Source organism: Actinomadura sp. NPDC048394 (assembly GCF_040651755.1).
GTDB classification, from domain to species: Bacteria; Actinomycetota; Actinomycetes; order Streptosporangiales; family Streptosporangiaceae; genus Spirillospora; species Spirillospora montaniterrae.
On record NZ_JBEZJL010000005.1, the window covers coordinates 12,846 to 32,228 of the forward strand.

The window sequence follows — 19,383 nt, forward strand, 5'->3', positions numbered from 1 at the left end:
GGGCGCCGGGGGTGTCAGTGCAGGTAGCGGTCGGCGAGGGCGCGTGCGGTGTCGGTCATCATGGCGCGCAGTGGCGGTGGGGCGAGGACTTCGACGTCGGCGCCGAGTTTGAGGAATTCGACGTGGGCGTGGCGGAGTGATTCGACGGGGAGGGTGAGGGTGGTCCAGCCGGTGGGGTCGGGTGGGCCGGCGTTGTCGTGGACGGCGCGTGCCATGACGGGCGGCAGGAGGATGGGGGCGCGTAGGAGGCCGTCGGGGGACAGGCGGACGGTGGCCTGGTCGCGGTAGGAGTCGGCTTCGAACCGGGCGGCGTAGGCGTCCCAGTAGGCGGCGAGCTCGAAGCCGGGTGGGCGGTCGAAGCGGTGGGGGAGCGGCTGGAGGGTGAGGATCTTGGAGACGCGGTAGGTGCGCGGTGCCGCGGGCGCCTGTGGGGTGTCCGGTGGCGGGTCGTCCTGCGGAGCGCCGGGGTGAGGGCGGGCGATGAGGTACCAGGTGCCGGCCTTGAGGACGACGCCGATCGGTTCGAGGTCGCGTTCGACCTGCTGCGGGTGTGCCCAGCGGCGGTACAGCACGCGGATGCGCTGCTGGTTCCAGACGGCGTCGGCGACGGCCTGCAGGTGGGGGACGTCGTCGGGGGCGCGGAACCAGCCGGGTGCGTCGAGGTGGAAGCGTTCGCGGATGCGTGCGGCGCGGGAGCGCAGGTCGGGCGGGAGGGCGGCCATGAGTTTGAGTTCGGCGGCGGCGACGACGTCGCCGAGGCCGAGCTGGGAGGCGGGGCCGGGCATGCCGGACAGGAAGAGGGATTCGGCTTCGCCGGTGGTGAGTCCGGTGAGGCGGGTGCGGTAGCCCTCGAGGAGGCGGTAGCCGCCGTCGGGGCCGCGGTCGGCGTAGACGGGGACGCCGGCGGCCGACAGCGATTCGACGTCGCGGTAGACGGTGCGGACGGAGACTTCGAGTTCGTCGGCGAGGTCGCGGGCGGTCATGCGGCCGCGGGTCTGCAGCAGCAGGAGCAGGGACAGCAGGCGGGACGCGCGCACGGGTCCAGTGTGGCGTGGCGTGCGGGGGCGTGGTGCGTGCGGGGTCGCGGTGCGGGCGGGTCAGCCTTGCAGGGCGTACTGCATGGCGCGGAACTTGGTCTGGGCTTCGGCGAGTTCGGCGGCGGGGTCGGAGTCGGCGACGATGCCGCAGCCGGCGAACAGGCGGGCGCGGGTGCCGTCGAGCTGGGCGCAGCGCAGGGCGATGCCCCATTCGCCGTCGCCGCGGGCGTCGACCCAGCCGACGGGGCCGGCGTAGCGGCCGCGGTCCATGCCCTCGAGTTCGCGGATGAGGTCCATGGCGATGTCGGTGGGGGTGCCGCAGACGGCGGGGGTGGGGTGGAGCGCGGCGACGACGTCGAGGACGGAGCGGTCGGCGGTGAGGCGGCCGCGCAGGGGGGAGGCGAGGTGGTGCAGGTTGGGGAGGGTGAGCAGTTCGGGTTCGGCGGGGACGTGCAGGTCGGCGCACAGGGGGGCGAGGGCGTCGCGGACCATGTCGGCGGCGTAGCGGTGCTCTTCGCGGTCCTTGGCGGAGGCGAACAGGCGGGTGGCGCGGTCGCGGTCGGCGCCGGGGGTGTCGCCGCGGGCGGTGGTGCCGGCGAGGACGAGGGATTCGATGTCGCCGCCGGTGCGGCGGATGAGCAGTTCGGGGGTGGCGCCGACGAGGCCGGCGCAGGAGAAGGTGTAGCAGGCGGGGAAGCGGTCGGCGAGGCGGCGCAGCAGGACGCGGGCGTCGATGGGGGCGTCGGCGTGGACGGTGAGGTCGCGGGCGAGGACGACCTTGCCGAGGGCGCCGCCGCGGATGCGCTGGACGGCGGTGGCGACGGCGTCGCCCCAGGCGTGCGCGGGCATGGCTCCGTCGCCCCAGGTGAGGCCGGTGGGGGCGTGGGGTTCGTGGACGAGGGAGAGGGGGTCGGCGTCGTCGCCGATGGTGGTGAGCCAGGCGCGGCCGTCGCGGCGGCCGAGGACGCGGCGCGGGACGATGAGGACCGAGTCGGGGGATTTGGGGTCGAAGGCGAATCCGCCGAAGGCGACGGGGCCGGTGCCGGGCAGGGCGACGGGGTCGTCGATGTCGGCGGCGCCGAACAGTTCGCGCAGGAGGGCGGCGGCGGTGGTGAAGCGGTCCTCGCCGCCGGGCAGGGTGATGCGGGCGGCCTCGCCCCAGCCGACGATGCCTTCGCCGTGGCGGATCCAGGCCAGGGCGGAGGGGTGCGGAAGTCTCGAGACGAGGTCGCCGGGGTCGGCGACCGGGGCGGTGCGGACGACGAGGCGGTCCGGTGCTGTCACGGCGAGCTTCACGCAAGCCACTGTACGGCAGAATTGAACCTGTTCAAACCGGCGGGGCGGCGGCGTCCGGTGAGGTGTGCGCCACATCGCGGCGCCCGGTCAGGCTGCACATGCCCGTTCCGCCCGCTCCCATGCGTCCACCCGCCTGCCTCCACCCGGCCCCCGCGTCCACCCGCCTGCGTCCACCCGGCCCCCGCGTCCACCCGGACGTCCGCCCCCGGGCGGCGGGGCGCGCGGGGGCGGACGGCATGGCGGCGCGGGACGGGGTCAGGAGGCGCGGCCGGTGAGGCGGCCCGTCAGCTTCCACGCCGCCGGCAGCAGCGCCGCGGCCAGCGCGACCTTCAGCGCGTCGCCCGCCAGGAACGGCGTCACGCCGAGGTGCAGCGCCTTGCCGAGCCCGACGTGCAGGGACGCCATCAGGTACGGGACGCCGGCCGCGTACATGATGGCGGTGCCGGCCAGCATCGTCGCGACGGTCCGCAGCGGCGTGCGGTCCCCGCCGCCCTCGGCGAGGCGGCCCACCACCGCGGCGGCGGCGACGAAGCCGAGCACGTACCCGAACGTCGGGAACCCGGCGCCGGAGGCGCCGTCGGTGAACCAGGGGACGCCCGCCATCCCGGCCAGCAGGTAGACGATCATGCCGAGGCCGGCGCGGCCGAAGCCGAGCGCGGCGCCGGCCAGCAGCACCGCGAAGGTCTGCCCGGTCACCGGGACGGGGGTGCCGGGCAGCGGCACCGCGATCTGGGCGGCGACGCCGACGAACGCGGCCGCGCCCGCGACGAGCGCGGCGTCGCGGGCCAGGGAACCGGGCAGCAGGTCGCCGAGGACGGCGGGACCCCGCCGGGCAGCGTGGGCAGTGGCCAACTCAACCTCCCATAGATGGTGTTGTCAGCCGAAACCTAGCGAACCGGTCGTCCGGAACCGGACGCGCGGTCGCCGGAACCACCCCCGGCCGGTCCGGTGGGTCCGGTGGGTCCGGCAGGCCCCGCGGTCACGGGCGGCGGGCGAGGTACACCATGTCCGGCTCGCCGCGCGGCACCGGGACCGGCAGCTCCTCCACCCGGGCGAACCGGGACGCCAGCAGGTCGCCGAAGCCGGGCGCGGCGCCCGCGCTCCACACCGCCAGCACCCCGCGCGGGCTCAGCAGCCCGGCGAGCAGGTCCAGGCCGCCGGGGCCGTACAGGCGGGCGTTGCCGGGCGTGACCGTCCAGTGCGGGCCGTTGTCGATGTCCAGGCACACCGCGTCGAACGCGCCGTCCGCCGGGCGCTCCAGGACGTCGAGGAGGTCGGCGCGGACCAGCGTGACGCGCGGGTCGTCCAGGCCGCCGCGCGACCACGGCCGCAGCGGCCCGGCGTGCCAGGCGACGACGGCCGGTTCCCGCTCCACCACCGTGACATGCCCGACGGCCGGGTGCGCCAGCGCCTCGGCCAGGGAGAACCCGACGCCGAGCCCGCCGATCAGCACCCGCGCCCCGCCGACGCCCGCCCCGTCCCCGTCCTGCTCCCGGTCGAGGGCGGCGTCGACGGCGGCGCGGACCAGCAGCCGCTCGGACTCGCCGTTGCGGGTGTCCATCAGGAACGTGCCGTTGCTGATGATCTCGTAGTCGGCGCCCGCCCGGCGCAGCACCAGCTCCCCGCCGACGCCCGCGGCGCGCTCCACGACGACCGGCTCGGCCCGGCCTTCCCCGATCACGTCCATGGCCCCCGACCCTAACCGCCCCCGGGCCCCGCACGGCGCGGGGCCGCGGGCGGGCCGGGGGCTGGGCGGGGCGGGGGCGGGTCGGCTACGGTGCCGGGCATGCCCGACCCCTCCGCGCGTCCCCCCGCGCCCGCCGCGCACCCCTCCGCCCCGCCCGCGGGCCCCGGCGGGCCGCTGCTGCCCGGCCGCCGCATCCTGGTCGTCGGCGCCGGGACCCGTCCCAGCGACGACCCCGCCGCGCCCGTCGGCAACGGCCGCGCCATCGCCGTCACCGCCGCCCGCGAGGGCGCGCGGGTCGCCTGCGCCGACGTCGACGAGCACGCCGCCGGCGCGACCGCCGGCATGATCGCCACCGAGGGCGGCGACGCGCACGTCGTGATCGCCGACGTCACCGACCCCGGATCCTGCGACCGCGTCGTCACGCGGGCCGCGGAGAAGCTCGGCGGCCTGGACGGGGTGGTGTTCAACCCCGGGATCGGCATCGGCTACGGGATGGCCGGCACCGGCTTGGCCGACTGGGACCGCGTCATGCAGGTGAACCTGCGCGCCCCGTTCCTGGTCGGCAAGGCGGCGCTGCCCGCACTGGACGCCGGCGCCGCGATGGTGTTCATCGGGTCGCTGGCCGGCACCAAGCCGGGGTCGCGGTCCCCGTCCTACGACGCGTCCAAGGCGGGCCTGACCGGGCTGGTCCGGCACATCGCCGCCGAGGGCGCCGGGCGCGGCGTCCGCGCCAACGTGGTCGCGCCGGGCCTCATCGACACCGTCATGGGACGCGACGCCTCCGGCGGCAACGCCGCCCGCGACCGCGTCGCCGCGCTGATCCCGATGCACCGCCAGGGCACCGCGTGGGAGGTCGCCGACGTGGTGGTGTTCCTGCTGTCGCACCGCGCCGCCTACGTCACCGGGCAGGTCGTGCACGTCGACGGCGGCCTGTCCACCCTCCGCTGACCCCCGGCGCCGACCCCCGCTGCCGACCTCCGGCGCTGACCCCGGTCCGGCATCGCGTTCCCGAAGGCGGCACCCGGGCGGGGCGTGTCAGCCCTGGCGGCCGGGGAGCATGCTCAGGGCCTGGGAGCGCTGCGCGACGAGGTCGCCGTAGGTGCCGTCGCGCTCGGCCCAGCGGTGCATGAGGACGCCCTTGACGAGGATCTCGCCGGGGGTGGGGTCCGCCGACAGCAGGTCCATGACCTCCGTGGCGAAGTCGTCCAGTGGCAGCGCGCGCGGGTTCACCTGCTCCTCGCCCGGCATGGCGACGGCCGGGGGGACGAGCTCGACGACGCCGACGCCGGTGCCGTCGAGCTGCGCGCGCAGCGCCTCGGAGTAGGCGTGCACCGCCGCCTTGGAGGCGGCGTAGGTCGGCATCGGCGGGAACGGCAGGAACGCGATGCCCGAGGTGACGGTGACGAAGGTGCCGGCGCCCCGCCCGACCAGATGGGGGGTGAAGGCGTCGATGACCAGGATGGTGCCGAGGAGGTTGGTGTCGATCGTCGTCCGCGCCGCCTGGAAGTGCGCGGGGTCGCGCAGGTCCTCCAGGAGCATGACGCCCGACATGGTCACCACGGTGTCCAGATCCGGGTACCGGGCCAGGACGGCGTCGCGGGCGGACGCGACGGACGAGGCGTCGGTGACGTCGACGGCGAACGCGCCGAAGCCCTCCTCGGCGAGGTCCGCGAGCGCCTGCGCGTCGCGGCCGCCGACGGCGACGGTGCTGCCGGCCGCGGCGAACCGGCGGGCCAGCTCCCGCCCGATGCCCGAGGTTCCGCCGACGATGAGGACGGTGCGGTTGGAGATGTCCACGAGATCTTCCCTTCAGCGCGGGGCGCCGGCGGCGTTCAGGCCCGCGGCGCGGACAGCGGTGCCCGTCTCTTCTCTCGAGACCCTGTCATCGCAGTCTCGACGGGATCCGCGGGAGGCGGCAGGGCCCTCGTTCTCCCTGGTCCTGCCAGGACCCCCCTTCGAGATCCGCCCACCGCATACGGTGGAAATATGAAGGACGAGGACTCCGGCAACCGGCTCGGCGGCTACCTGCGCGCCCGCCGCGAGCTGGTCACTCCCGCGCAGGCGGGACTGCCCGCCGGAGGCAACCGCCGCGTGCCCGGCCTGCGCCGCGAGGAGGTCGCGCTGCTCGCCGGGATCAGCCCCGACTACTACCTGCGCCTGGAACGGGGCCGTGACACCAACCCCTCACTCCAGGTCCTGGAGGCGCTCGCGCGGGTCCTGCGGCTCGACGACGTCGAGCGGACCTATCTGCTGGGCCTCACCGCGGCGCGCCCGAGAGCGCCGCGCCGCAAGCGGCCCGAGCACGTACCGGAGCGCGCGCACGAGCTGCTCGCCCACCTGCAGATCCCCGCGTTCGTCGAAGGGCGCGCGTTCGACGTCCTGGCCTCCAACCCCATGGCCGTCGCGCTGTCCCCGCGCCTGCGCCCCGGCCAGAACCGGCTCCGCTCCCTGCTCCTCGATCCCGAGGAACGGGCCTTCCACCAGGACTGGGCCAGGGCCACCGCCGACTTCGTCGCCGCCCTGCGCACCACCATCGGCGACGACACCGACGACCCCCGGTTCGTCGAGCTCGTCGGCGAGCTCGCCCTGTCCAGCCAGCGGTTCCGCACCCTGTGGGCCCGCCACGACGTCCGCGCCCTCGGCGGGGGCACCACCACCGTCCACCACCCCGTCGTCGGCGACCTGCGCCTGCACCGCGACAAGCTCCCCCTCGACGACGTCATCCTCGTCGTCTACTACCCCGACAAGGGCAGCGACAGCGACGAGAAACTGCGGCTGCTCGCCGCGCTCTCCTGCACCGACCCCACCGGCACCGCCCACGACGAACCGGCTCGCGACGAACCGGCCGGCGACCCGCACCCGACGACACCCTGACGAGGGCGCCCCCGTCGCGCCGCACTGATCACCAAACGCGCGCACAGCGGGCTCCGCGCCCGGGCGCCGGGGCGGGTCGCGCGGCGGGAGCGGCCCGCCCTACGGTGACGGCCATGAACGATCATGTGGAGTTGCGGCCGGTGGCCGAGGCTGACCTGCCGGTCATCGAGCGGCTGCGCACCGACCCCGAGCTCGCCGGGCCGTTCCTGTGGGCGGGGTGGAGCGACCCGCACCGGTTCCGGCGCCGGTTCGAGCAGGACGGGATGCTGGGGGAGGAGACCGGCAACCTCGCCGTCGCGCGCGCCGAGGAGGTTCTCGGGATCGTGTCCTACCGGCGCGTCCCCACGGCCGGGTCGCTGTGGTGCTGGAGCATCGGGATCTCGCTGCTGCCCGCGGCGCGCGGCCGCGGCGCGGGGTCGCGCGCGCAGCGGCTGCTGGTGTCGTACCTGTTCGCGCACACCACCGCGCACCGGGTCCAGGCCGAGACCGAGGTCGACAACATCGCCGAGCAGCGCGCCCTGGAGAAGGCCGGGTTCACCCGCGAAGGCGTCATGCGCGGCTACAGCTTCCGCGACGGCCGGTACCGCGACGAGGTGCTCTACAGCGTGCTGCGGCCCGAGGTCCGCGGCCCCGGCACCCCCTGACCGCCCCGGCTCGGTTCCGCCCCGGGGAACACCGGGCCACCTTCGGATGTTGCGCGGTAATGTTGTAATCATCTGGAGGTGGCCCGATGTCCCCCGAACCTCAGGAAAGCGCCCGCCCGCCCCGCGACGACGACCCCGCCACCGACGAGCACGGCACCGACGAGCACGGCCCTGAGCACGGCACCCGCGACCCCGGCGCCGAGGCCCTGGACGCCTACTCCGCCACCGTGTCCGCCGTCGCCCGCGAACTCACCCCCCGCGTCGCCGCGCTGCGCGTCCGCCACCGCCGCGGCGAGGGAGCCGGCTCCGCCGTCGCGTTCACCGGCGACGGGTTCCTGCTCACCAACGCCCACGTCGTCGGCGCCGCCGCCGGCGGCCAGGCCGCGTTCGCCGACGGGTCGGCCGCCGACTTCACCGTCGTCGGCACCGACCCCCTGTCCGACCTCGCCGTCGTCCGCGCCGACGGCGCCGTCCCCGGCCCCGCCACCCTCGGCGACAGCGACCGCCTCGTCGTCGGGCAGCTCGTCGTCGCCGTCGGCAACCCCCTCGGCCTCGCCGGCTCGGTCACCGCCGGGGTGGTGTCGGCGCTCGGCCGGTCCCTGCCCGCCCGCAGCGGCGCCGCCGCCCGCGTCATCGAGGACGTCATCCAGACCGACGCCGCCCTCAACCCCGGCAACTCCGGCGGCGCCCTCGCCGACTCCCGCGGCCGCGTCGTCGGGATCAACACCGCCGTCGCCGGCGCCGGCCTCGGCCTCGCCGTCCCGATCAACGCCACCACCCGCCGCATCATCGCCGCGCTGATGCGCGACGGCCGCGTCCGCCGCGCCTACCTCGGCCTGGTCGCCGCGCCCGTTCCCGTCCCCGCCGCGCTGCGCGCCCGCACCGGGCAGGACGAGGCGCTGCGCGTCGCCGAGGTCGTCCCCGCCAGCCCCGCCGACCGCGCCGGGCTGCGCCGCGGCGACCTGGTCCTCACCGCCGGCGGGCAGCCGGTGTCGCACGCCCAGTCCCTGCAGCGGCTGATGTTCGAAGGCGCCATCGGCCGGCCCCTGCCCATCACCGTCGTCCGCAACGGCGCCATGGTCGACGTCATCGCCGAACCCACCGAGCTCACCGACACCGAACCCGCCTGACCGCCCTGTCCCGGCCCGGGCGCGCCGGGAGGTCAGGCCGCGCCGGGTCCGGGGCCGCGGAACGTCGCCCGGTACGCCGACGGCGACACCCCCACCGCCGCCTGCAGATGCGCCCGCAGCGACGCCGCCGTCCCGAACCCCGACCGCTCCGCCACCCGCTCCACCGGCAGATCGGTCTCCTCCAGCAGCTGCCGCGCCCGCTCCACCCGCTGCCGCGCCAGCCACACCGCCGGCGACACCCCCGCCTCCTGCCGGAACCGGCGCGTGAACGTCCGCACGCTCATCGACGCCCGTCCCGCCAGCTCCGCCAGCGTCAGCGGCTCGGCCAGCCGCTCCAGCGCCCACGCCCGCGCCGGGCCCGTCGAGGCCTCCCGCGGCGCCGCCACCGGACGCGCGATGAACTGCGCCTGCCCGCCCTCCCGGTGCGGCGGCACCACCGTCCGCCGCGCCACATCGCCCGCGACCGCCGCGCCGTGGTCCCGGCGGATCACGTGCAGGCACAGATCGATCCCCGCCGCCTCGCCCGCCGAGGTCAGCACGTCCCCCTCATCGGCGTACAGCACCGCCGGATCCAGGTCCACCTGCGGGAACATCGCGGTGAACCGGTCCGCCGACAGCCAGTGCGTCGCCGCCCGCCGCCCCTCCAGCAGGCCCGCCGCCGCCAGCACGAACGCGCCCGTGCAGATCGACGCGACCCGCGCGCCCCGCCGGTGCGCCGCCACCAGCGCCGCCGGCACCGGCCCCGCCCCCGGGCACCGCTCGTCCAGCTCATGCGACGCCGGCACCACCACCGTCCCCGCGCCCTCCAGCGCCTCCAGCCCGAACGGCACCTCCACCCGGAAATCGGCGTCGGTGCGCACCGGCCCCGCCGCCACCCCGCACGACACCACCTCGTACAGCGGCTCCCCGGCCGCCGACCGGGCCCGCCCGAACAGCTGATGCACGATCCCCAGCTCCATCGGCAGCACACCGTCGCGCACCACCACCGCCACCCGATGCCGCCCGCCCGCACCCCGGCCCGCACCCAGCCCGGCACCCTCGCCCGCGCTCCCGGCCACGTCCCCGCTCATGGCCCGATCCTTGCACAGAATGGCCCACCGGCCACTCGTGACGGCCCACCCGCCCCGGGCAGCATCGAACCCGGCCCCGCGACCGCACCAGGCAGGAAGGAGCCTCCACGATGAACGTGCTGTGGGTGTTCGCCCACCCCGAACCCCGGTCCCTCAACGGCGCCCTGCGCGACCACGGCACCGCCACCCTGCGCCGCCACGGCCACCGCGTCCGCCACTCCGACCTGTACGCGATGCACTGGAACCCCGTCGCCGGACCCGCCGACGTCGCCCACGACCCCCGCGAACCACTGCGCCTCGGACCCGCCACCGAGCACGCCCGCGCCACCGGCGCGCTCGCCCCCGACATCCGCGCCGAGCACGCCAAGCTCGACTGGGCCGACACGCTGATCCTGCAGTTCCCGCTGTGGTGGCACGGGATGCCCGCCATCCTCAAAGGCTGGTTCGACCGCGTGTTCGTCCAGGGCTACGCCTTCGGCGTCCACGACGCCGACGGCCGCGCCCGCCGCTACGGCGACGGCGGCCTCACCGGCCACCGCGCCCTCGTCGTCACCACCGCCGGCGCCCGCGCCACCGGCCTCGGCCCCCGCGGCGTCCACGGCGACGCCGAGGACGTCCTGTTCCCCCTCCTGCACGGCACCCTGTTCTACAGCGGCATGGACGTCCTGCCGCCCCTGGTCATCACCGGCGCCGACCGCGCCGGACCCGCCGAGCACGCCCGCGCCGCCGCCCGCCTCGACGACCGCCTCACCGCCCTGCCCACCGCCGCCCCCATCCCCTACCGGCCCGAACGCGGCGGCGGCTACGACGACGACCTCGTCCTGCGCCCCGACCTGGCCCCCGGACGCACCGACCTCGCCGTCCACCGCACCTGACACCCCGGGCGCTGTCCGCAGCCGCACACCCGCGCACCCGCGCGCCCAGGGCTCGCCGCGTCCGGCCCTCACCCGCCCGCGCCCCCAGCGGAACGGGCTGGGCCGGCCGCCCCGGCGAGGCGGGCGCCGCCGCCCCGCGCCCGCCCGCGCATCGCCGCCCCATGCCGCACCAGCGCCACCACCGCCAGCGCCCCCGCCAGCACGCACACCCCCGCCCACCCCGACCCCCCGTACACCCGCGCCGCCAGCCACGACCCCGCCGCCCCGCCCAGATACCCGCACGTCATGTAGGCGGTGTTCACCCGGCTGCGCGCGTCCGCCCGCAACCCGTAGTTGCGGACCTGGTTGGCGACCATCCCCGACTGCATCGCCACGTCCAGCAGCAGCGACCCCGCCGCCAGCCCGCACAACCCCACCGCGCCGCCGACGCACCCCACCGCCAGCACCCCCGCCGACACCACCACCCCCGCCATCGCCCACAAGCTCACCGCGTCCGCGCCCCGCCGGTCCGCGACCCGGCCCGCCACCGGCGTGCACACCATCGTCGCCGCGTTCACCAGCGCCAGCGCCCCCACCGCCGGCGCCCCCAGCCCGTACCGGGGACCCGCCAGCAGCAGCGCCACCCCCGTCCACACCGCCGAGAACGCCCCGAAAACCATCGCCTGGTAGAAACACGACCGCCGCAGCTCCGGCTCCTCCCGCAACAGCACCAGCGGCTGCAGCAGCAACCGCCCGTACCGCTGCCCCGACGGCGGCACCGTCACCGGCAGCACCCGCGCCAGCACCACCGCCAGGACGACGGCCAGCGCCGCCGCCACCAGATACGGCGACCGCCACCCCAGCCACTGCGCCAGCGGCCCGCCCAACGACCGCGACAGCAGCATCCCGCCCAGCGACCCGCTCAGCATCACCCCGCTCACCAGACCCCGCCGCGACGCCGGCACCAGCCCCGCCGCCATCGGCCCCACCACCGGCGCGACCACCGTCGCCGCACCCGCCGCGCCGCTCGCCGCCAGCAGCACCCCAGCCCCCGGCGCCGCGCCCGCCACCGCCAGCGCCACCGCCGTCACCGCCAGCAGCACCACGAGCAACCGCCGATGCGGCACCCGGTCGCCCAGCGGCACCAGCAGGAAGATCCCCGCCGCGTACCCGAACTGCGCCGCCGACACCACCCCCGCCGCCGTCCCCGCACCGACCCCCAGCCCCGCCGCGACCGCCGGAGCCGCCGCCTGCGGGAAGTACACGTTCCCGACCGCGACCCCGCACGTCACCGCCAGCAACCCGATCAACCCCCGGCCCGCCCCGGCCCCCTCGCCCGCGACGCGCCCGCCGCCGGCCTCCCCGCCTACCGCGCCGACGTCCTGCCCGCCGCCGCCCTGCGCGGACGTACGTGCCGCGCCCGCCGCGTTCGTCGCGTTCGCCATGTTCGTTGCGTTCGTCGTCATGGTCACGAGTCGACCGCGGCGGCCCGGCCCGGCGGAAACGATGTAGCGTGGCGCTTAATGATCCGTTTCGTGCTCGGCGTCGAGGACCTCGCCGACACCCGCTTCGCGCTGTCGCCCCTCGGCGAGACGATGGAGAGCCTGCGGGTCCTGCGCGACCCCGGCCGCTACGCGCTGCAGCTGCCCTGGCGGCGCGACGCCCTGCGGCGCCTCACCGGCGTCGACACCACCCTGCTGATGGCGCTGGTCGGCGACCGGCACGCCATCCCCGACCACCTCACCCCCCGCCCCGAGGCGTTCGCCCCCGCCTTCGACGACCAGCTCGCGGCCGCCCGCGCCGCCCCGCCCGCCCGGGTCCGCCGCGACCTGCTCGCCGTCCACGCCCCCGGCCCGCCGCCCGCCGCGCTCGCCGACGCCGAATCCGGCGATGACGCCCGCGTCGCCCGCCTCAACGACGCGATCTGCGACGAGCTGCGCCGCTACTGGCACATCGCCGTCCGTCCCCACTGGCCGCAGATCCGGCTCGTGCTCGAGGCCGACATGACCTACCGCGCCCGCCGCCTGGCCACCGGCGGCGCCCGCGCCCTGTTCGCCGGCATGCACCCCAACCTGCGCTTCGACGACGGCGTCCTGCACATCGACAAGATGATCGGCCGGCACACCGTCCACGCCGCCGGGCGCGGCCTGCTGCTGGTCCCCTCGGCGTTCGCGCACAAGCCCGCCCCGCCCGTCAGCCCCGACGAACCGCCCCTTCTCGTCTATCCCAGCCGCGGCGTCGCGACCCTCTGGCGCCCCGCCGAAGACCCTCGAGACATCGGCGGCACCGGCGGTGGGGCGCTGGTGGCGCTGCTCGGCGCGCCGCGCGCCCGGCTGCTCGGCATGCTCGGCGAACCCCTGCCGACCGTGGAGATCGCCCGCCGCCTGTCGGTCACCCCCAGCGCCGTCTCCCAGCACCTGAAGATCCTGCACGCCGCCGGGCTCCTCGCCCGCGCCCGCGACGGCCGCCACATGCTGTACCGGCGCAGCCCACTCGGCGACCGTCTCACCGACCCCCACCGTGAACCCGCCCCCGAACCCCCCACATGTTCGAATAAACGTGATATGTGTTAGAAACACTGTTGAGCGAACACCGCCAGGGGGCCGTCATGGAATGGGTCGTCGTCGACTACGGCGAGGTCGTCTGCCACGCGCCGCCCGAGGACGCCGCCGCCCGCCTCGCCGGCACCGTCGGCGGCGACCCCGCCGCGTTCTGGGACGCCTACTGGAGCGGCCGCGCCGCCTACGACCTCGGCACCGTCGACGCCGCCGGATACTGGGGCGAGCTGTGCGGGCGCCTCGGCCGCGCCGCCACCCCCGCCCTGCTGGACGCCCTGGTCCGCCTCGACCTGGAGATGTGGTCGCACCTGGACGAGGGCACCCTGCAGATCCTGCGCGACCTCGACGCCCGCCGCGTCCCGCTGGCGCTGCTGTCCAACGCGCCGCTGGAGATGGCCCGCCACATCGAGGCCGCGCCGTTCGCCGAACTGTTCCGGCACCGCTTCTTCAGCGCCGACCTGCGGCTCGCCAAACCCGACCCCGCGATCTACGCGCACGTCGCCGACCGCCTGGGCGCCGCGCCCGCCGACCTGACCTTCGTCGACGACCGGCCCGCCAACGTCGAGGCCGCCCGCGCAGCCGGCCTGCGCGCGTTCCTGTTCACCGGCGCCGACCGCCTCCGCCGCGACCTCGCCCTGTGACCCGCCCCCGCCACCGGCGCAAGCGGGCGGGGGTCAGAGCAGCGACAGCTGCTCGCCGTCCGGCGGCGGGGGAGCGGGGACACGGCGCTGCTCCGGCGGGCGGTGCCGCGACGGGCCGCGGCGCCCCGCGCCCACCCCGTACCGGGCCGCCAGCTCCCGCACCCGCGCCGAGATCCGCCGCTGGTACCCCTCCGGCGCGTACGCGCCCGACCCGTACAGCCGCGCGTACGGGACGATCAGCTCCGGATGGTGCTCGCGCAGCCACGCCATGAACCACTCGCGGGCCCCCGGACGCAGATGCAGCGTGATCGCCGACACCGACGTCGCGCCCGCCTCGGCGATCAGCCGCACCGCCGCCTCCAGCTGCGCCGGCGAGTCCGACAGGTAGGGGATCACCGGGCCCATCAGCACCGAGCAGCCGATCCCGGCGTCGTTCAGCTCCGCGCACACCTGCAGCCGCTTGCGCGGCGCCGGGGTGCCCGGCTCCACCAGCCGCCACAGGTCCGGGTCGACCGACCCGACCGACACCGCGGCGCTGACCTGCGTGCGCTCGGCCGCCTCCTGCAGCAGCGGCAGGTCCCGCAGGATCAGCGACCCCTTGGTGAGGATCGAGAACGGGTTCGCCGCGTCACGCAGCGCCGCGAGGATCCCCGGCATCAGCCGGTAGCGGCCCTCGGCGCGCTGGTAGCAGTCGACGTTGGTGCCCATCGCGATGTGCTCGCCGCGCCACCGCGGCGCCGCCAGCTCCGCCCGGACCCGCTCGGCCGCGTTCACCTTCACCACGATCCGCGAGTCGAAGTCCGCGCCCGCGTCCATCTCCAGGTACTCGTGGGTCTTGCGGGCGAAGCAGTACACGCACGCGTGCGTGCAGCCCCGGTAGGGGTTGATCGTCCAGCGGAACGGCATCCGGGACGCCTTCGGCACCGCGTTGATCACCGACCGGGCGTGGACCTCGTAGAAGGTCATCCCGCGGAACTCCGGCGTGTCGAACGTGCGCGCCACCGCCCGCCGCTCGATCAGCGGCACCGCCGCCGCCACCGCGCCGTCGCCACCGTCCGCGCCGTCGCCGGAAAGCCGCAGGTGATCCCAGCGCACACCCGCCCCCTCTCGAACATGTGAACGACCTGGTGGGACGGCCAGTATGGAACGCCTGTTCGAAGATCGCAACGGGGTGGGGCCGTCCGGCGAAAGGGACACGGCGGGAGCGTGAGGCATCACACGGACATCCCCGTTCCGTCCGTACCACCGCAACGGATGCGTAACAATGGCTCGCTATGGCATGGCGAACGGGGACCCGGATCCGGGCGACGGCGGCGGTGCTGGCGGCCGGCGCGGTGACGAGCACGGCGGGCTGCGGCGTGCCCGCCTTCGGCGGCGGCGACGGCGACCGCGCCGGCCCCGTCACCGCGGGCGCCAAGCCCGAATGCCCCAAGGTCGCCGCGCCCGACGGCGACGGCCCCGCCCGCCAGGTCCGCGGCATGTGGATCGCCACCGTCGGCAACACCGACTGGCCCACCGAGCCCGGCCAGTCCGCCGCCACCCAGAAGAAGCAGTTCACCCGCCTGCTCGACACCGCCAAGGCGATGAACATGAACGCGGTGTTCGTGCAGATCCGCCCCGACTCCGACGCCTTCTACCCCTCCCCGTACGAGCCGTGGTCGCAGTGGCTCACCGGCACCCAGGGCAAGAGCCCCGGCTACGACGTCCTGGACTTCATGGTCAAGGAGGCCCACGCGCGGAACCTGGAGTTCCACGCCTGGTTCAACCCCTACCGCGTCAGCCGCCAGGACGACCTGAAGAAGCTCGCCGCGAACAGCCCCGCCCGCCGCCACCCCGACTGGGTCCGCAAGTACGGCGGCGGCCTGTGGTACGACCCCGGCCTCCCGCAGGTCCGCGACCTGGCCACCAAGGCCGTCCTGGACGTCGTCCACAAGTACGACGTCGACGCCGTCCACTTCGACGATTACTTCTACCCCTACCCCGAGGACGGCGACTTCCCCGACGCCGCCACCTACAAGGCCTACGGCAAGGGCCTGTCCAAGGCCGACTGGCGGCGCCGCAACGTCGACACCCTCGTCCAGACCCTGTCCCAGCAGATCCACCAGGCCAAACCCTGGGTCCGGTTCGGCATCAGCCCGTTCGGGGTGTGGCGCAACAAGTCCAGCGACCCCAACGGGTCGGCCACCAGCGCCCTGCAGAGCTACGACGACATCTACGCCGACACCCGCGGCTGGATCAAGAAGGGCTGGCTGGACTACGTCACCCCCCAGCTGTACTGGCCGATCGGCGACCCCCGCGCCGACTACGCCGAACTCGTCGCCTGGTGGGCCGGCCAGGTCAAGGGCACCAGGGTGCAGCTGACCATCGGGCAGGCCGGCTACCGCGTCGGCGAACCCGGCGCCTGGCGCAAACCCGCCGAGCTGTCGCGCCACCTCACCCTCAACCGCAAGTACCCGCAGGTCCGCGGCGACGTGTTCTTCAGCGCCGCCGACATCGCCGCCAACCGCCGCGGGTTCGCCGCCCGCGTCCGCGACGACCACTACTCCCGCCCCGCGATCCCGCCCGCCGTCACCGGACGCGGCGGGCACGCCCCGCCCCCCGTCCAGGACACCAAGGCCGTCCCCGACGGCAAGGGCGTCAAGGTGCAGTGGCGGCCCTCGCAGGACGCGGTGTCCTACGCGGTGTACCGCGCCGACGGCAAGACCGCCGGATGCGCGCCCCTCGGCGGCGCCCGCCTCATCGGCGACGTCCGCGGCGGCGGCGTCATCGACCCCTCCGCCAAGCCCGGCCGCGCCTACACCTACTACGTCACCGCCCTGGACCGCCTCCACCACGAGAGCGCTCCCGCGCGCGGCTCAACGGTTACCGCCGCCGAAGGATAATGATCATGCTCCGTGGGGAAGAACACAGCACTGCCCGCCCCCCGGAGGTACAGAGCATGGCGCTGTCGATGGAGGAACAGCGGATCCTCACCCAGATCGAGGTCCGCCTGAGCGAGGACGACCCGCGGCTCGCCGGCCGCCTCGCACGGCTCGGCACCCCGCGCGGCCGCCGCGCCCGTGTGATCACCGCGGCGGCCATCGCCGCCGTCGTCGTCCTGGCGGCCGTCGGAGCCGCGATCGCCGCCGTCCTTCTGCAGTGACCCGCCCCACCACCCGCCCCGGCCGCCCGCCGCCCGCGACCCCGGACGGCCCGCGGCCCCGCGCACGCCCACCCCTGAACACCCGCGGGACACCGCCCCCGGCCCTGACCCCGATGTGACGCGGCCTGGAGACGGCGAACGCCGAGGCCCCGGCGAGAACGGATCTCGCCGGGGCCTCGGCGCTCAGGCCGGTGTGGTGGTCGCCTCACGGCGAAAGGCACAACGGAGTTCCAGCCCGGACCGTACGGACCGGCGGTATTCCCCGAAGGCGTTGTGTAGAGCCCGGGGGACACATGCCACACCGACGCCACCCACCATAACGGCAACCGGGCACTGCTCATTCCACCGGGGCCGCCCGCGTGTCCACCATCACCTCACCCGCGGGTGACGGTTGCCTGCGCCCGTGCACCGCCCCCGCGCCCGATGCGTCCCTGAAGATGAACCGACGCGGAGAACGCCGGAACCGGCCGCCGGGACGGGGAACACCCGGCGGCGCCACCGGCCCGCGCACACCACCGCACGGTGAGGAGACGGGGAACGTGGGACCAGAGGGGAACGGCGCCGACACCGCTATCGCCGCAGGCACCGGCACCGCAGCCGGCACCGGCGCCGGCGCCGGGCGCACGACCGGTAGCGGCGTCATCATCGATCCATCCACGGGCGGGCATGCCGCCGGACCGGGCGCGTCCTGGGAACTGCCCGCCGAGCCGCGCACCGCGGCCCGCGCACGCGCCCTCACCGCACGGACCCTGGACGCCTGGCACGTCACCGACCCCGGCGACGTCGACGACATCGTCCTGATCGTCGACGAGCTGGTCACCAACGCCGTCGTGCACGGCACCGGCCCCGTCCGCCTCGGCCTGCACCTGGACGGCGCCCGCCTCACCGGCGAGGTCGGCGACGCCGACCCCTCCGCCCCCGGCCCGGCCCGCCCCGCGCCGCCCGTCCTGGACTGGGCCGAGGCCGGCCGCGGGCTGCTGCTGGTCACCGCGCTCGCCACCGCGTTCGGCGCCCGCTCCCACCCCGCCGGCAAGACCGTCTGGTTCACCCGCGACCTGCACCGCACCGGCGCCGCCGAACGCCGGCCCGTCACCGCCGCCGGGGCCGCCCCGGCGCTGAAGCCGGCTCCGCCCCACCACTGACCACCCCACCGGCCGCGCCGCCGGCAGCCGACGGCGAGGCCGGGGCGGGGGAGCGGGCGGGGCGGCGCAGGACGTGCCGGGCCAGCACGGCCGCGGCCAGCGCCGCCACCAGCCCGCACACCCCCGCCCACCCGAACCGCTCGTAGGCGCGCACCCCCAGCCACGACCCCGCGCTGCCGCCCAGGAACGAGCACGTCATGTAGGCGGTGTTGAGACGCGCCCGGGCCTGCGGCCGCAGCGCGAAGATCCGCGCCTGGTTGGCGACCTGCCCCGACTGCACCGCCGCGTCCAGCAGCAGCATCCCCGCCACCAGCGCCGCCATCCCCGCGGCGCCGCCCGCCGACCCGAACGCCAGCACCGCCGCCGCGGCCAGCGCCGCCAGCGCGCACACCGGGGTGACCGCGTCGGGCCCCGCCCGGTCCACCCGCCGCCCCGCGACCGGCGTGCAAACCATGCTCGCCGCGCCCACCAGCGCCACCAGCCCGACCGCCTGCGCGCCCAGCCCGTAGCGGGGACCGCTGATCAGCAGCGCCACCGCCGTCCACGCCGCGCTGAACCCGCCGAACATCGCCGCCTGGTACACGCAGGACCGCCGCAGGTCCGGCTCGTCGCGCAGCAGCCGCACCGCCTCGCCCAGCAGCCGCGGATAGCGCTGCCGCGACGCCGGCGCCGTCACCGGCACCACGACCGCCAGCACCGGCGCCAGCAGCAGCGCCAGCACCGCCGCGATCAGGTACGGGGCGCGCCAGCCGAGCTGGGCGCCGGCCACCCCGCCGAACGCCCGCGCCAGCAGGATCCCGCCAATCAGCCCGCTCAGCAGCGTGCCGGTCACCGCGCCGCGCCGCCGCTCACCCGCCAGCCCCGCCGCCATCGGCAGGATGATCTGCGGGACCGACGTCGTCGCGCCCACCAGCGCGCCCGCAGCGACCAGGACCCGCGCGTCCGGCGCCAGCCCCGCCGCCAGCAGCCCCGCACCGGTCAGCGCCGTCAGCACCGCGATCAGCCGCCGGTGCGGCACCCGGTCCCCGAGCGGCACCAGCAGGAACATCCCCGCCGCGTAACCGAGCTGCGCGGACGTCGCCGCCAGCGCCGCCGTGCCGCCGGACACGCGCAGCCCGTCGGCGATCAGCGGGATCAGCGCCTGCGGGAAGTAGATGTTGGCGACCGTCACCCCGCAGGTCAGCGCGAGGAACCAGGTCAGCCGCCGCCCGAGGACCGCCTCACCCGGCGCCTCACCGGAATCGGACGGCGGCGGGCCGGAGGACGCGGCATCAGGGGAGGGGCTGTCGGGGGGAGACGGGGGCAACG

Annotated in this window: 19 protein-coding genes; 10 read left to right on the top strand and 9 right to left on the bottom strand. The window is 76.1% G+C overall.

Annotated elements, in window-relative coordinates:
• Positions 1–14: 14 nt before the first annotated feature.
• The 4 genes from AB0C78_RS04075 to AB0C78_RS04090 all read right to left on the bottom strand — a co-directional run bounded on the left by AB0C78_RS04075 (position 15) and on the right by AB0C78_RS04090 (position 4,020).
• Complete coding sequence (locus AB0C78_RS04075) at positions 15–1,037, bottom strand: WYL domain-containing protein (protein WP_360741413.1); 1,023 nt, start codon at positions 1,035–1,037, stop codon at positions 15–17.
• Between the two features lie 60 nt (positions 1,038–1,097).
• Positions 1,098–2,333, bottom strand: a complete 1,236-nt coding sequence (locus tag AB0C78_RS04080) for an isochorismate synthase (protein WP_360741415.1) — start codon at positions 2,331–2,333, stop codon at positions 1,098–1,100.
• A gap of 255 nt (positions 2,334–2,588) precedes the next feature.
• Positions 2,589–3,185: a biotin transporter BioY gene (locus AB0C78_RS04085; protein WP_360741417.1), complete on the bottom strand. Its 597-nt coding sequence runs from the start codon at positions 3,183–3,185 to the stop codon at positions 2,589–2,591.
• A 127-nt stretch (positions 3,186–3,312) separates the two neighbouring features.
• On the bottom strand, positions 3,313–4,020 hold the full coding sequence (locus tag AB0C78_RS04090; protein WP_360741419.1) for a spermidine synthase: 708 nt from the start codon (positions 4,018–4,020) through the stop codon (positions 3,313–3,315).
• A 99-nt stretch (positions 4,021–4,119) separates the two neighbouring features.
• Between AB0C78_RS04090 and AB0C78_RS04095 the strand changes: the two genes are divergently transcribed.
• Positions 4,120–4,968, top strand: coding sequence for an SDR family oxidoreductase (locus AB0C78_RS04095; protein ID WP_360741421.1), 849 nt, complete (start codon positions 4,120–4,122; stop codon positions 4,966–4,968).
• An 87-nt stretch (positions 4,969–5,055) separates the two neighbouring features.
• On the opposite strand, the gene AB0C78_RS04100 is transcribed toward AB0C78_RS04095, so the two are convergent.
• Positions 5,056–5,817: an SDR family NAD(P)-dependent oxidoreductase gene (locus AB0C78_RS04100; RefSeq protein WP_360741422.1), complete on the bottom strand. Its 762-nt coding sequence runs from the start codon at positions 5,815–5,817 to the stop codon at positions 5,056–5,058.
• A 189-nt stretch (positions 5,818–6,006) separates the two neighbouring features.
• Here AB0C78_RS04100 and AB0C78_RS04105 point away from each other — a divergent pair, with 189 nt between their 5' ends.
• From AB0C78_RS04105 to AB0C78_RS04115, 3 genes are all read left to right on the top strand, one after another.
• Positions 6,007–6,894: a helix-turn-helix transcriptional regulator gene (locus tag AB0C78_RS04105; RefSeq protein ID WP_360741424.1), complete on the top strand. Its 888-nt coding sequence runs from the start codon at positions 6,007–6,009 to the stop codon at positions 6,892–6,894.
• A gap of 113 nt (positions 6,895–7,007) precedes the next feature.
• A complete protein-coding gene (locus AB0C78_RS04110; RefSeq protein ID WP_360741426.1) occupies positions 7,008–7,538 on the top strand; it encodes a GNAT family protein in 531 nt (176 codons plus the stop codon).
• A gap of 86 nt (positions 7,539–7,624) precedes the next feature.
• The gene (locus AB0C78_RS04115; RefSeq protein ID WP_360741428.1) at positions 7,625–8,668 is read left to right on the top strand and encodes a trypsin-like peptidase domain-containing protein; all 1,044 of its coding nucleotides are present in this window, start codon (positions 7,625–7,627) and stop codon (positions 8,666–8,668) included.
• A 32-nt stretch (positions 8,669–8,700) separates the two neighbouring features.
• On the opposite strand, the gene AB0C78_RS04120 is transcribed toward AB0C78_RS04115, so the two are convergent.
• Positions 8,701–9,660, bottom strand: a complete 960-nt coding sequence (locus AB0C78_RS04120; protein WP_360741827.1) for a helix-turn-helix domain-containing protein — start codon at positions 9,658–9,660, stop codon at positions 8,701–8,703.
• A gap of 188 nt (positions 9,661–9,848) precedes the next feature.
• Between AB0C78_RS04120 and AB0C78_RS04125 the strand changes: the two genes are divergently transcribed.
• Entirely contained in the window at positions 9,849–10,613 is a 765-nt protein-coding gene (locus AB0C78_RS04125) for an NAD(P)H-dependent oxidoreductase (protein WP_360741430.1), read from the top strand.
• A 68-nt stretch (positions 10,614–10,681) separates the two neighbouring features.
• Here AB0C78_RS04125 and AB0C78_RS04130 read toward each other — a convergent pair whose 3' ends face one another.
• Positions 10,682–12,058: an MFS transporter gene (locus tag AB0C78_RS04130; RefSeq protein ID WP_360741432.1), complete on the bottom strand. Its 1,377-nt coding sequence runs from the start codon at positions 12,056–12,058 to the stop codon at positions 10,682–10,684.
• Between the two features lie 57 nt (positions 12,059–12,115).
• On the opposite strand from AB0C78_RS04130, the gene AB0C78_RS04135 reads away from it, so the two are divergent.
• The gene (locus AB0C78_RS04135; protein WP_360741434.1) at positions 12,116–13,165 is read left to right on the top strand and encodes a helix-turn-helix domain-containing protein; all 1,050 of its coding nucleotides are present in this window, start codon (positions 12,116–12,118) and stop codon (positions 13,163–13,165) included.
• A 35-nt stretch (positions 13,166–13,200) separates the two neighbouring features.
• Complete coding sequence (locus AB0C78_RS04140; protein WP_360741436.1) at positions 13,201–13,791, top strand: HAD family phosphatase; 591 nt, start codon at positions 13,201–13,203, stop codon at positions 13,789–13,791.
• Between the two features lie 33 nt (positions 13,792–13,824).
• Here AB0C78_RS04140 and AB0C78_RS04145 read toward each other — a convergent pair whose 3' ends face one another.
• Complete coding sequence (locus tag AB0C78_RS04145; protein ID WP_360741438.1) at positions 13,825–14,886, bottom strand: Rv2578c family radical SAM protein; 1,062 nt, start codon at positions 14,884–14,886, stop codon at positions 13,825–13,827.
• Positions 14,887–15,065: 179 nt separating this feature from the next.
• Here AB0C78_RS04145 and AB0C78_RS04150 point away from each other — a divergent pair, with 179 nt between their 5' ends.
• The 3 genes from AB0C78_RS04150 (at position 15,066) to AB0C78_RS04160 (ending at position 18,075) form a co-directional block, all read left to right on the top strand.
• Complete coding sequence (locus AB0C78_RS04150; RefSeq protein WP_360741440.1) at positions 15,066–16,673, top strand: family 10 glycosylhydrolase; 1,608 nt, start codon at positions 15,066–15,068, stop codon at positions 16,671–16,673.
• Between the two features lie 56 nt (positions 16,674–16,729).
• Positions 16,730–16,933 carry a DUF3040 domain-containing protein gene (locus AB0C78_RS04155; protein ID WP_360741442.1) on the top strand — a complete coding sequence of 68 codons (204 nt, stop codon included), beginning with the start codon at positions 16,730–16,732 and terminating at the stop codon, positions 16,931–16,933.
• A 539-nt stretch (positions 16,934–17,472) separates the two neighbouring features.
• The gene (locus AB0C78_RS04160) at positions 17,473–18,075 is read left to right on the top strand and encodes an ATP-binding protein (protein ID WP_360741444.1); all 603 of its coding nucleotides are present in this window, start codon (positions 17,473–17,475) and stop codon (positions 18,073–18,075) included.
• Here AB0C78_RS04160 and AB0C78_RS04165 read toward each other — a convergent pair.
• Complete coding sequence (locus tag AB0C78_RS04165; protein ID WP_360741446.1) at positions 18,023–19,381, bottom strand: MFS transporter; 1,359 nt, start codon at positions 19,379–19,381, stop codon at positions 18,023–18,025. The two genes, AB0C78_RS04160 and AB0C78_RS04165, sit on opposite strands and share 53 nt — an antisense overlap.
• Between the last annotated feature and the right edge of the window lie 2 nt (positions 19,382–19,383).